15 protein-coding genes and 1 other RNA gene are annotated in these 12,368 nt (G+C 41.7%); 5 read left to right on the top strand and 11 right to left on the bottom strand.

The window, feature by feature from the left end:
- Positions 1 to 46: 46 nt before the first annotated feature.
- Positions 47 to 967 carry a UDP-N-acetylmuramate dehydrogenase gene (gene murB / locus ACTWPM_RS19090; protein ID WP_443134568.1) on the top strand — a complete coding sequence of 307 codons (921 nt, stop codon included), beginning with the start codon at positions 47 to 49 and terminating at the stop codon, positions 965 to 967.
- Here murB and ACTWPM_RS19095 read toward each other — a convergent pair.
- The 3 genes from ACTWPM_RS19095 to ACTWPM_RS19105 all read right to left on the bottom strand — a co-directional run bounded on the left by ACTWPM_RS19095 (position 964) and on the right by ACTWPM_RS19105 (position 2,452).
- A complete protein-coding gene (locus tag ACTWPM_RS19095; RefSeq protein ID WP_443134569.1) occupies positions 964 to 1,173 on the bottom strand; it encodes a hypothetical protein in 210 nt (69 codons plus the stop codon). The genes murB and ACTWPM_RS19095 overlap by 4 nt on opposite strands.
- Positions 1,174 to 1,375: 202 nt before the next feature.
- Complete coding sequence (locus tag ACTWPM_RS19100) at positions 1,376 to 1,645, bottom strand: SDR family NAD(P)-dependent oxidoreductase (protein ID WP_443134582.1); 270 nt, start codon at positions 1,643 to 1,645, stop codon at positions 1,376 to 1,378.
- A gap of 204 nt (positions 1,646 to 1,849) precedes the next feature.
- Positions 1,850 to 2,452 (bottom strand): YpjP family protein, encoded by a 603-nt coding sequence (locus tag ACTWPM_RS19105; RefSeq protein ID WP_443134570.1) that lies wholly within the window; start codon positions 2,450 to 2,452, stop codon positions 1,850 to 1,852.
- Between the two features lie 198 nt (positions 2,453 to 2,650).
- Between ACTWPM_RS19105 and ACTWPM_RS19110 the strand changes: the two genes are divergently transcribed.
- The 3 genes from ACTWPM_RS19110 to ACTWPM_RS19120 all read left to right on the top strand — a co-directional run bounded on the left by ACTWPM_RS19110 (position 2,651) and on the right by ACTWPM_RS19120 (position 5,134).
- Entirely contained in the window at positions 2,651 to 3,271 is a 621-nt protein-coding gene (locus ACTWPM_RS19110; RefSeq protein ID WP_443134571.1) for a spore coat protein, read from the top strand.
- Positions 3,272 to 3,393: 122 nt separating this feature from the next.
- The gene (locus ACTWPM_RS19115) at positions 3,394 to 4,161 is read left to right on the top strand and encodes a YqcI/YcgG family protein (RefSeq protein ID WP_443134572.1); all 768 of its coding nucleotides are present in this window, start codon (positions 3,394 to 3,396) and stop codon (positions 4,159 to 4,161) included.
- 31 nt (positions 4,162 to 4,192) lie between these two features.
- Positions 4,193 to 5,134, top strand: a complete 942-nt coding sequence (locus ACTWPM_RS19120) for an arginine deiminase family protein (protein WP_443134573.1) — start codon at positions 4,193 to 4,195, stop codon at positions 5,132 to 5,134.
- An 82-nt stretch (positions 5,135 to 5,216) separates the two neighbouring features.
- Here the strand turns inward: ACTWPM_RS19120 and dhaM are convergent, their stop codons facing one another.
- The 7 genes from dhaM to smpB all read right to left on the bottom strand — a co-directional run bounded on the left by dhaM (position 5,217) and on the right by smpB (position 10,967).
- Complete coding sequence (gene dhaM / locus ACTWPM_RS19125; protein WP_443134574.1) at positions 5,217 to 5,591, bottom strand: dihydroxyacetone kinase phosphoryl donor subunit DhaM; 375 nt, start codon at positions 5,589 to 5,591, stop codon at positions 5,217 to 5,219.
- 4 nt (positions 5,592 to 5,595) lie between these two features.
- Positions 5,596 to 6,216, bottom strand: coding sequence for a dihydroxyacetone kinase subunit DhaL (gene dhaL / locus ACTWPM_RS19130; RefSeq protein WP_443134575.1), 621 nt, complete (start codon positions 6,214 to 6,216; stop codon positions 5,596 to 5,598).
- A gap of 15 nt (positions 6,217 to 6,231) precedes the next feature.
- Entirely contained in the window at positions 6,232 to 7,227 is a 996-nt protein-coding gene (gene dhaK, locus ACTWPM_RS19135) for a dihydroxyacetone kinase subunit DhaK (protein WP_443134583.1), read from the bottom strand.
- 80 nt (positions 7,228 to 7,307) lie between these two features.
- The gene (gene glpK, locus ACTWPM_RS19140; RefSeq protein ID WP_443134576.1) at positions 7,308 to 8,801 is read right to left on the bottom strand and encodes a glycerol kinase GlpK; all 1,494 of its coding nucleotides are present in this window, start codon (positions 8,799 to 8,801) and stop codon (positions 7,308 to 7,310) included.
- Between the two features lie 19 nt (positions 8,802 to 8,820).
- On the bottom strand, positions 8,821 to 9,651 hold the full coding sequence (locus ACTWPM_RS19145; RefSeq protein WP_443134577.1) for an MIP/aquaporin family protein: 831 nt from the start codon (positions 9,649 to 9,651) through the stop codon (positions 8,821 to 8,823).
- Positions 9,652 to 10,040: 389 nt separating this feature from the next.
- Positions 10,041 to 10,403, bottom strand: a transfer-messenger RNA (tmRNA) gene (gene ssrA, locus ACTWPM_RS19150).
- A 99-nt stretch (positions 10,404 to 10,502) separates the two neighbouring features.
- On the bottom strand, positions 10,503 to 10,967 hold the full coding sequence (gene smpB, locus ACTWPM_RS19155; RefSeq protein ID WP_089751805.1) for an SsrA-binding protein SmpB: 465 nt from the start codon (positions 10,965 to 10,967) through the stop codon (positions 10,503 to 10,505).
- Positions 10,968 to 11,123: 156 nt separating this feature from the next.
- Between smpB and ACTWPM_RS19160 the strand changes: the two genes are divergently transcribed.
- Positions 11,124 to 11,984 (top strand): GNAT family N-acetyltransferase, encoded by an 861-nt coding sequence (locus ACTWPM_RS19160; RefSeq protein WP_443134578.1) that lies wholly within the window; start codon positions 11,124 to 11,126, stop codon positions 11,982 to 11,984.
- Between the two features lie 95 nt (positions 11,985 to 12,079).
- Here ACTWPM_RS19160 and ACTWPM_RS19165 read toward each other — a convergent pair.
- Positions 12,080 to 12,368, bottom strand: a 289-nt coding sequence (locus ACTWPM_RS19165; protein WP_443134579.1) for a zinc ribbon domain-containing protein, incomplete at its 5' end; no start/stop codon positions are given.

Consider the following 12,368-nt stretch of genomic DNA (forward strand, 5'->3'; position numbering starts at 1 on the left):
TTACGTGCAGAATGTAGAAAAACAACTTTAAATGGGACTGGTGTTCATGGAAACTAAAGAAAAAATCTATAATAAATTATTAAAGCTTGTTAAAAAAGACAATGTGAAGGTTAATGAGAGGTTAAAAGACCACTTATATACAAAGCTTGGAGGCAATGCTGATTTTTTCATTACTCCGACTACTTTTCAAGAAGTTCAAAACGTAGTCAAGCTATCAAATGAAGATAATATTCCTTTCACTCTTCTTGGGAACGGTTCCAATCTGATCATTAAAGATGGAGGAATACGTGGCATCGTTATTAACTTAAAACACTTAAACGATATATCCTCCGAAGGAAATACCGTAGTCGCTCAAAGCGGTGCGAGGATCATTGATGCCTCCCGCCACGCCTTAGACCAGAGTCTCTCAGGACTTGAGTTTGCCTGTGGTATTCCAGGAACGGTCGGCGGCGCGTTATATATGAATGCAGGGGCATACGGCGGTGAAATTAAAGACGTGCTTGATTATGCATACGTGGTGGATAAAGAAGGTAACCTGGTGAAAAGGCTAGCTTCCGAATTGAATCTTGACTATCGTACAAGTAATATACCGGAGACTGGCGACATTGTACTGGAAGCTACTTTCAATTTAAAGCCTGCCCCTTATGAAGACATCAAAGCTATTATGGATGATTTAACGTACAAACGGGAATCCAAGCAGCCTCTTGAATATCCTTCCTGCGGCAGTGTATTCAAGCGTCCTCCTGGATACTTTGCAGGTAAACTGATTCAGGACAGTAAGCTTCAGGGAACGAATATCGGTGGAGCTGAAGTCTCAACTAAACACGCTGGGTTCATTGTTAATAAAAATAATGCCTCCACTACAGATTACATTTCTTTAATCGAACATGTACAACGGACCGTGAAGGATAAATTTGGCGTAGACTTAGAGAGAGAAGTTCGAATCATTGGCGAAGACTCTGATTAACTAATAAAGGATTCAGTCCGTGGACTGAATCCTTTATTAGTTTTTCGCCCTTGTAAATCCAGCTCTTCACGATCTCTGAAAAAACTTCCCGTTTTTGGTCCATCCTCATTTAATAGAGCAAGCCAAAGAATGCCTTCCATAGCTTGTGCCGGTTCGCGCTTAGCTTTTTCCCCACCTAAATCAGTTTTTACCCACCCTGGGCTCACGGAGTTAACTTTTATATTTTTTCTTCTTGCCGCCTCCTGCAAACAGTCGAGTAAGTCCATTCACCCCATATTTAGAAGCTTTATAAGCTCCTGCCATGGGAGCATCCATCGCCTTATTCACCCCATCTCTGCTGCCAGGTTAACAATACGCCCATAGTTATTTTCCATCATCACCGGCATAAAAGTGCTCCAAAATAATTGGTTAGGTGGATGTCTTCAAATGTAACGTGTCAATTTCCAATATGGAGCTTTTCTTATCTGGAAAAATCCCTGCATTGTGTATAAGCACATCCATTTTTCCATCTTGTTCTATTATCTGATCTTTCACTTGGCCAATCTTATCCGGCTGGGCAACATCTGGGAAGATATAGTGCACCTCCAAACCTTCTTTTTGCAAAGCTTCTACTGTTCTCTTGCCTTTCTCTTCATTTCTTGCGCCCAGCCAAACCTTAAACCCTTGCTGAGCCGACAGTCGGCACTCTCAAATCCCAATCCTCGGTTTCCACCAGTCACGAGTGCATTTGTAGACATTTCTCTCCTCCTTGAGCACGTAGTATTACCTCAATTCCCATAAAGAGAAACAAGATGAACGTTACAATCCGCTATCAATGTGCTTCTTAAACAATCCCTGCACAATTAAAAAACGGTCCTGCTGACAGGACCGTTTCTATCTATCTTATGACATCCATTTAGGAGGAGTATTTTTCTCCCAGTAAATTTCTCCAATAAAGTGGTGTTTGGCAAAGTTGTCCTCGCTTAAGTGATAATGGAAATTGAACCAGTATCCTTCCCCTGGCCGTTTATCACGACGGACGTGGAAACGAGCTGTTTCTTCATTGGTCCGATAATTGTATAAGTTAAAAATTTTCTCCCCATACCCCGGGCTCAACTGTTCCGTAATTTCATAATAAGGAGCTTCCTCGTCAGCTTGCGTGAGAAGCATTTCTACTACTTCTTCAATTTTAGGAAGAATTTCTTCCGTCATTTCAGCATCTATTTTTTCAAGAATTTTAGGTCCCATTTTCGTGATCGTTTGTTCTTTGGCCTGCGCCATTATTACATCAAACGGTTCTTCATCCGGCTTTTCAGATTCCGTAGAACTTTCAACAGAGTCAGGAATATCCTCAATTGATAAAGAAAGTTCTTTCTCTTCACTTGAATCCTCAGAAGTCATTTCTTTGTCCGCTGACTCAGCCGCGAGTTCTGTAGGAGGGATATACAAACCTAATGTAAGTACGGATATTAATATAACAAATATTTTTCTTCCCCATAAATTCATAAAAATTAACTCCCTTATATAGACTCCCTTAGATTTTATCACTTCAAACAGGAAAGTCTATATGAAAACGTAAACAATTTCGAAAATTTAATGACGAAGGGATGATTATTCAGCTATTTGACTTTTTTGCACATGGTTTTACTCACCAGGGGCATCCTTAAAGAGGAAACTTACTTTATTTCAATAGGAGGAATAGTAATGCAAAACCAAAACCAAATGCAATCAAATAAGACTATGCAGCCGAACTTGGCTCCAAATCAGAATCAAAATCATGGCGGTCATGAACTGTTCGACGCTCACGAAGTGATAGCCGGTGTAATCAGCATGCTGGATCAATATCAGATGTATGCTCAGCATATTCAAGATCAAGAGCTAAAAGATATTTTAAATCGTCAATCCGCTTTCGTCACCCAAATGTACAACACTATTGTTCAAAGCTTTCAAACCGGACAGGACCCTAACATGCCGACCCAGCAATACAAAATGAATCAGAACAACAATGCTGTATATGGTCTGAAACCTGGGCAGCCTAAAAAACCAAACCAGTCCGTTAACGAGCTCTCAGATCAAGGATTATCTGCTTATATGCTAGGTCAGACTAAATCTTTAGCTTCTTTACTAACTATGACTGCTCTGGAAATGACAAACCCTGTTCTGCGCCGAGTTATTTCTGACAGTGTCCCTAACTTTATTGAAATGAGTTATGAGATATTCCTTTATCAAAATAAAAATGGATACTACCAAGTCCCACAGTTAAACCAGCAGGATATGAATCAAATGCTTCAAAGCTATCAGCCTGCTCCATCCCAAACTCATTAATCAAAAGAAAAAATCTGGAGGGTAATTTTTCATACTCCAGTTTTTTTCATTTCCAATGGACAAACACACTTCCTCCTTTCATTAAATATGCTACTTTGTAACCTGCTAAGGAGGGTCTGTAAGTGAGATTATTGACGAAAACTTGGATAGAGGAACATGCTCAACAACTCGACTCATGGGAACAACTCGCTTATAAAGATTTTTCTACTATGATGAAGGATAAAAGACATCCCTATCCATGTGTGCCGGGGAAACAGGGATTTATAACCGACTCACTCCGCTTTGGTTTTGCGGACAATCCTGAATCCTCCCATGCTTGTAAGCAAGCTGCTGATTATTTAAAAGAATATGGTGAGGTTTCGAGAGAGACTGGAAAATACGCATCACTTGTTCTATTTTTTAACACAGAGAACACAGAATGGAATTTAGACTACTACCAGTCTCTCTTTTGGGAGATCCTAAATAAGATTCATGCTTATGACGAGAAGTCCTGGCCTGAGCACATCCCTTCCGATCCTGATCAGAACGCCTGGGAATTCTGCTTCCATGGAGAACCGTATTTCGTATTTTGCGCTACTCCAGCCCATCTGGATAGAAATAGTCGTTATTTTCCTTATTTACTACTTGCCTTTCAGCCACGCTTTGTTTTTGATGAGATCAATAGTGGGACCTCTCAAGGCCGCAAGCTGAAGAGCATTATTCGTGCCCGCCTGAATAATTACGATAATATCCCAATCCATCCAGACCTAAAATGGTATGGAGAGAAAGATAATCTTGAATGGAAGCAATATTTTTTAAAAGACGATAGCACTTCTCTTCCTAAATGTCCTTTCAGCGGCTTAAGCAATCTCTCTGATCAAGGGAATGATAAATCAGCAGGAGGGAAATAGTAGAAAGAGACACACAAAGGAGTCATCGAATATGAGAATGCCCGTGAACTGTTGGAATGAATACGACGAATTAAAGACTGTGGTAGTCTGCTCACCGTCTGTTCTTGAGATCCCGGATCAACAAACAGCTGAAAACGTTCAATGGTTGAAACCTTTTGATCCATCAAAGATTTTTCATCAATATGAAACACTGGTTCAATCTATGGAACAAGAAGGAGTTCAGGTTATCGATTACTCGGAATACTTATCACCGGAGGACAAACGCTTTAATCAACAACTAATCAGCCGAATTTTCGTACGGGATTTAGCTTGCGCCTTCGGGAGAACACTGCTTCCTGGAAAAGCCGGTACATCCATGAGGAAACCTGAATATGTACATAGCCATGGGGTGTTCCAAAAATGGTGGGATGAGCATACGTTTCCTCTACAAGCGAACAATAAGTGGAATTCAATAGAATTTGGAGACGTGATTATTTTAAGTAAAGATGCTGTACTGATCAATGCCGGACTCCGGACCAGTATGGAATCCATGAATGATATTCAGCAGCAAATAAGGAGAGCAGGGTTTTCAGAAGTTGGTGTCATAGACTTGCCACGCAGGTCCGATACCCTCCATTTAGATATGAACTGTAATGTAGCAGGTGAAAAACTCTTGCTAACTAAGGATTATCTACGCTATTTCCCCATTGAAGTTCTGGGCAGCCAAAGCCGTAACTTCTGTATGTTTCATGAATTCATAGAACGTCATGGGTTTTCTGTAATTTGGACAGATAAAGTTAAACAAACCGTTCCTGACATTAATTTTCTTACACTTAACCCTGAGACTATACTTGTCAGTAAACAGCTGAACAAAAAAATTTTTCATCGATTTCCTGAACTGCGGAAGAAAAACTTGATTGAAATAGAGATTTCTGAATTAGAAAAAGGCGGGGGAGGGATCCGCTGTATGACTCTTCCGTTGGAAAGACGTTAAATGGACAAGCCTGCCTATAAAAATTACCCTCAAACCTAAAAACCAGGCAAGAAATACTTCCTTGCCTGGTTTGGTGTTACCTTTAATTAAATTCTTTATTAAGTGAAGCAAAGATTTCTTCCACACTTTTTCCGATGCTAGACTCCACAGCAGCAAGATAGGCGCCCTCCAAAATTGGGGCAGAAGCAAGCTGAACATTTTCAAAACCAAGCGTCTCAATCGCCATCTCGGCATTCATTTGAGCACTTCCTATATCATAAAAAACAATCGTTCCTTTATCACTGTGTATGTTTTGAATAGCTGCTTGTATCCGCTCGAAGTTCGTACCAATTTCCCCACCTTCCAGACCACCCGCTGCTTCCACCGGGATTTCGCCTACTACCTGTTGTAAAATATCACGGATTCCCAAGGCAGCTTTTTCACTGTGTGAAACCAGTACAATACCAACATGTGCCATGTTTTTACTCGTCTCCTTTTATACAGTCTGCTAACGCTTCAAATACATAGTAAGAGGACATGGCTCCTGGATCGATATGTCCCTTTGAACGTTCTTTTAAATAAGCGGCTCGGCCTTTTGTCGCTACAAGATCTTTAGTTGATTCCATGGAGGATTGCGCGGTATCAAGGATAAGCTGACTATCAAAATCCTGGACTTCGCTCATTTTATCTGCCAGAGGTTGCCATACATCGAGCATTGTTTTTTCACCAGTTTCTGCTTTTCCACGCTGCTTAATTCCGGTTACAGCCTCTTTCAGTGCTGAAGAGAATGTTGAATAATCAATGTATTCTACACTTTTTACAGCAGTCGACATTTTTAAAAAGACGGTGCCATATAATGGCCCCGAAGCTCCACCGACTTTTGACATCAACGTGGTGGCGACGTCTTTCCATACACCGGAGACATCTGAATAATCTTCACCAGATATTTTATTTACTGCTTCCTGAAACCCACGGGACATGTTAATCCCATGGTCTCCGTCCCCAATAGCCTGATCCAGTGAGGTTAGTTCATCTTTGTGGTTTTGAACCTTTTCGTTAATACCGTGAACCCAATTTATCGCATGGCTGACTTCAAAATTCACGTTAATACCTCCCTTTTATACTTTAAATGCTGGCGCCTTGGACGGTTCATTTAACAGTTCTTTTAATTCATTATCTACTTTTAATAAGGTCACCGAACAACCGGCCATCTCAAGCGAGGTCATGTAATTTCCTACATAGGTTTTATAGACGTTTATTCCTTTTTCCTGCAGATGCTCTTGTACTTTTTGATTAACGATATAAAGTTCCATTTCTGGAGTGGCTCCCAAACCATTGATCATAACAGCTACATCCTCAGATCCGGTAAGGCCTAAATCCTCCAGTACTAAGTCCGTCAATTCCACAGCAATGTCATTAGCTGAGCTGACCGCTTTTCGTTCTGTACCAGGCTCACCATGAATACCAACTCCGATTTCCAATTCATCTTCATTAAGCTCAAAATTAGGATTTCCTGAGGCCGGCATTACAGGTGGCTTGAGAGCAACCCCCATAGAACGGACGTTAGCGACTACTTTATCAGCTGTGGCTTTTATTTCTTCTAAGGAAGCCCCTGTCTCAGCTTTAGCACCTACAACTTTATGAACAAAAACGGTCCCGGCAATTCCGCGGCGTCCGGAGGTAAATGAACTATCTTCTACTGCGACATCATCGTTAACAACCACCTTCTCCACTTCGATACCTTCTGCTTCAGCAAGCTCCGCCGCCATCTCAAAATTCATAACATCACCTGTATAGTTCTTAATGACAAGAAAAACTCCGGCACCACCGTCGACGGCCTTTATCCCTTCTAATACCTGGTCCGGGGTCGGTGAGGTAAACACTTCTCCAGCTACAGCTGCATCCAGCATTCCCTGACCAATGTAACCCGCATGAGCAGGTTCATGACCGCTTCCTCCCCCGCTTACAATACCTACTTTATTTTTTACGGGAGCATCTTTCCTAACTAAAACTGTCGTATCCTGCACTCGTCTTACATCACTTGGATAGGCAGCTGCAATTCCATCCAGCATTTCTGTTACGACCTGATTTGAGTCATTGATTATTTTTTTCATCATGCTCTTCCTCCCTGATTGATCGATTTAAAAAACACACTTTGACAGGTCCTTCAGTATTGAAAGACCTGTCTGGATAATTACTTATACTCTCTTGTTGCAGCTACTGCTTTTTTCCAGCCGTTGTATAACTCGTCTTGTCTTGCTTGCTCCATATCTCCTGTAAATGTGCGTTCGTTCTTCCATTGTTTCTGAATACCTTCTTTATTTTCCCAATAACCCACGGCTAGTCCAGCGAGATAAGCCGCTCCAAGAGCTGTTGTTTCTTGAACCTCAGGGCGCTCCACAGGAACTCCAAGAATATCGCTCTGAAACTGCATTAAGAAATCATTTTTCACAGCCCCACCGTCAACTCGCAATGTTTTCAGGTTAATTCCAGAATCCGCAATCATCGCATCCAGTACATCCTTCGTCTGATAAGCAAGTGACTCAAGAGTCGCTCGGACAAAATGGGCCTTGGAAGTTCCGCGTGTTAATCCAAATACAGCTCCTCTTGCATCACTATCCCAATAAGGTGTACCAAGTCCAACGAAAGCAGGTACAAGATAAACTCCATCAGTAGAGTCGACAGAAACTGCAAGATTTTCTGTTTCAGGAGCACTATTAATCAATTTCAACCCATCTCGGAGCCATTGAATTGCTGACCCAGCTACAAAAATACTACCTTCAAGGGCATATTCTACTTTGCCATCAATTCCCCAGGCAAGGGTGGTTAGAAGTCCATGGTCTGACTTCACTCCTTCTTCGCCTGTGTTCATCAGCATAAAACATCCTGTTCCGTACGTATTCTTAGCCATCCCTTTTTCAAAGCAAGCTTGTCCGAAGAGAGCCGCTTGCTGGTCGCCTGCAATTCCTGCAATCGGAACATTATGACCAAAGAAGTGGTAATCTACAGTTTCTGCGTAAACTTCAGAGGAAGGTTTTACTTCGGGAAGCATGCTTTTTGGCACGTTCAGAATATCCAGAAGTTCTTCGTCCCACTTTAAGTCATAAATATTAAACATAAGAGTACGGGAAGCGTTGGAGTAATCTGTTATGTGTGTCTGGCCACCTGATAGTTTATAGACAAGCCAAGTATCGATTGTACCGAACATTAAGTCACCATTTTCAGCTTTTTCACGTGCGCCATCCACATGATCCAGGATCCATTTCACTTTGGTGCCTGAGAAATAAGGATCTAATAAAAGGCCAGTTTTATCTCGGAAAAGCTCATTATGTCCTTGAGCACGTAACTCTTTGCAAATATCTTCTGTTTGTCTTGATTGCCATACAATCGCTTTGTATACTGGTTTACCCGTGTTTTTATCCCAGACCACTGCGGTTTCACGCTGGTTGGTTATACCTATACCAGCAATCTGATCTGGCCCCACATCTGACTTTCTTAAGACTTCTGCTATACAGGCTAGTACGGAAGTCCATATTTCATTAGCATCATGTTCAACCCAGCCCGGCTTTGGAAAAAACTGTTCAAATTCTTTTTGGGCAGTTTCCACAATTGTTCCTGCTTCATTGAATAAAATAGCCCGTGAACTTGTCGTTCCCTGGTCAATTGATAAGATATACTTGTTTGTCATCATGATCTCCCCTTCAAATTTAGCTTATTTTTTCTTCTACTTGCTCGGCTACTGTATGCTCTTTTTTCAGTTCAGAGAATGCTGCACCAACTAAGATGATAGCTACAACAACGCTCAGTACCCAAAACAAGCCTGTGAATTCTGCTAAGAACATGGCGCGATAAAATACCGCTCCGTAAATTCCGCCTAAAATAGGGCCAATTACCGGAATCCAAGCATAACCCCAATCAGAACTGCCTTTTTTAGGTATGGGCAGCAGAGCATGCGCAATTCTCGGACCAAGATCTCGCGCCGGATTAATGGCATATCCTGTCGCCCCTCCGAGTGACATCCCTATCGCTACAATCAATGCTCCAACAATCAGGGGGTTTAATCCTTCTGTAAATTCGTTTGCCCCGATAAACATAAGTCCCATTAACAGAACGAAAGTTCCAATCATCTCACTCACTAAGTTAGAGAATGGACTGCGAACAGCCGGATCGGTTGAGAAGACAGCAAGCTTTGCACCCTGGTCTTCGGTATCCCTCCAGTGAGGAAGATAGTTAAAAAATACAATAACAGCCCCGATAAAAGCGCCGATCATTTGAGCAGTAATATATACAGGTACTTTACTCCATGGGAATTCGCCGACAGCCGCAAACCCAAGTGTTACAGCAGGGTTAATATGGGCGCCTGTAAAACTGCCGACAGCATAAACCCCCATTGCTACAGCAAGACCCCACCCAATTGTTATAACAACCCAACCAGCCCCTTCAGCTTTAGAATTTTTCAGCACCACGCCACCGACGACACCTCCGCCGAAAATTATCAGAATCATGGTTCCAATTAGTTCTGCTAAGAATTCCGACATGTTACTCAGCTCTCCTTTTTTAGTTTAAACTGACAAGTTAACGGGTGTTATAAAAAAAACTCACACTGAAAGGCGTACGTATCCCAAAGGATGTACTAGTTCAGTGTGAGTCTCCATGTCTCCGTCACAAAGTTAACTTGTTAGTTATAAACTTACTTGATTGTGAAAGCGTTGTCAATATTTTTCTTAATTTTCACTTTTTTAATGCTTTTTGTCGTTTAAGATAATCATATTTAATTTCCCGGAAAATAGTATAGAAGAAAACCTTTTTCCCAACTTAGCTAAGAGGTATCGAGTTGAATTATTATGTATAAAAAATGCTTGAGTTTGTTAGACAACAAACTCAAGCATTTAAAAAATTTAGAAATAAAAAACCACCAATTATGTATTGGTGGAGACGGTGGGAGTCGAACCCACGTCCGGAGATATCGGCACTCGGGCTTCTACAAGCGTAGTTGATATATTATTATTCGCTTCCTCTTCAGCCTATCAACAGGCTTCCAAGAAGCTAGCCTGATTAGTCTCTTCGTTTCTCCTCAGGCGGAGGAAAAACGCGTAGCCCGTTTCAGTTTGAGACCCTTCATCTGCCACACGGGCAATGCCAGGAAGGATCAGCTATAGACTGCTTATGCAGCTACAGCTAGGTTATCGTTAGATTCGCCAGTTATATTTAGGCAAATGACGTTTAACGAGACGTCGCCTCGACTCGCAACCCGAGCTCGACCTATCCCCGTCGAATCCGTAACGTCCCCGTTAGGATTAAAGGATAGAGCATCAAGCTCTAAAAACATCATCGCGTTTAGCGACAATTATTATTATAGCATAATTATAGCATTTTTCAAGGGAAGAGTCTATTTTAGACTATCTTTTATTGCGCGATCAATCTCACGCTTTTGCTGCTTGCGTTTGAGATCTTCACGTTTATCATATTTTTTCTTACCTCTTCCTAAACCAATCAACACTTTAGCCACCCCATTTTTAATATACATTTTGAGGGGTACAAGCGAGTATCCTTTTTGCTGGGTTTGACCAATTAATTGATTAATTTCTTTTCGGTGTAGAAGCAGCTTTCTCATACGAGTGGGATCATGGTTGTAGATATTCCCCTGCTCGTAGGGAGATATATGAAGATTATGCAAAAATACTTCTCCATTATTAATACGGGCAAAGCTGTCTTTTAAATTCACACGGCCATTACGAATAGACTTGATTTCCGTTCCTTGCAGAACAATCCCGGCCTCAAAAGTTTCTTCAATTGAAAAATCATGCCTTGCCTTCTTATTTTGTGCAATTGTCTTACCATTTCCTCGTGGCATAGCGTTATCCTCCTCTTGTGCGTGACATCTATTGTACCAAATAACCCTGGTGTTTCCAATTCAAACACCATTCTATCCTGGATCAAAATTAATGGACTTTTCATTATAAAAATGAGAATATAATTCTGGAAATTGATCAAAAAGGAGCCATCCCGAATGGAACAAGTTATGAATGTGCAACCTTTAACATATAAAGATCGGCCGGCGCTTGAAGCTATGGACACCGGAATTGAAGATGATTATGTGGTTCGTATTTTCGAAAGACTGATTGAATCCGATAGTCATGAACTGTTCGGCCTATTTAGAGAAGGAAAGATGCTGGCAGTAGGTGGCTACAGTTTATTTGGGAGCGGTAAATATGCCATGCTGGGCCGTTTGCGAAGTGATCGTCGGACGCTTATGAAAGGTAACGCCACTGAACTTCTACAGTCAATTGTAGATCAACTATTCCGTGATCCTATGATAGATTGGATCGGAGCAAATACTCATCTCCATAACCTTGCCGCCAGAAGAGTTTTGGAAAAGTTATCGCTTGAAGAAGGTCCTGTACTGCATTTCTTAACCCTAAAGTCTCCTGAGCTCCTAACAGATCATGAGCCGGGGCAAGTTTGGGAGGAAGTAACCAGCCTTCAACGCAAAAAGGAACTTCTTCATTCATCCGTAACGAATGAAACTGATATATTCCCTTATGAATGCTACTATCCGCTTCCTTATGATTACGCCTTGTTTACTGAGCAATATCTTGAACAGTCCTCTTTTTACCAGAACCCCGATGCTTCTCGATTTGTAATTGTGAAAAATGATACGAAAAAGTTTGACTATTCCCATGTGAAATATTTTTGGGACGATCATTATAACCAGCCTGGTTTCTTTGATACCATTCTTCACCACTGGAAGCTGCATCCAGATAATGTCGGCTGTTGGATTGATTTTTCTGCGGAAGGATTTAAAAATATTCCGGATCTATCTCCTTATGACGTCCAGGAACCGTGGATATTATATGGCAAATGGAAATAAGATACTACCTCGTTGAACTACCCCCACTTACTCGCTGAAACTCCTTGAAGTTGGGGGATTCCTAAGAGCACGAACCTAACGGTTCGTTCAAATGATTAGGCTAGCCTCGTCGCACCGACGGTTGGAAGGATCCTTTGAATCTCCTTCAATATATTGGAGCTTGCATTTAGGTCGCGGTCGTGGTGGCAGCCGCAGTCTGGGCAATCCCACGTTCGAACAGCGAGATTCTTTACCTCACTGTTTTGGTATCCGCACTGGGAACACAGCTGTGAACTCGCAAAAACTTTCGATACGGGTACCAACTGCTTCCCGTACCACTTTGCTTTGTATTCGAGCATAGACGTGAACATCGACCAGCTCACATCACTAATCGATTTGGATAGT

It is taken from the genome of Halobacillus sp. K22 (assembly GCF_052246795.1).
Classification (GTDB): domain Bacteria; phylum Bacillota; class Bacilli; order Bacillales; family Halobacillaceae; genus Halobacillus.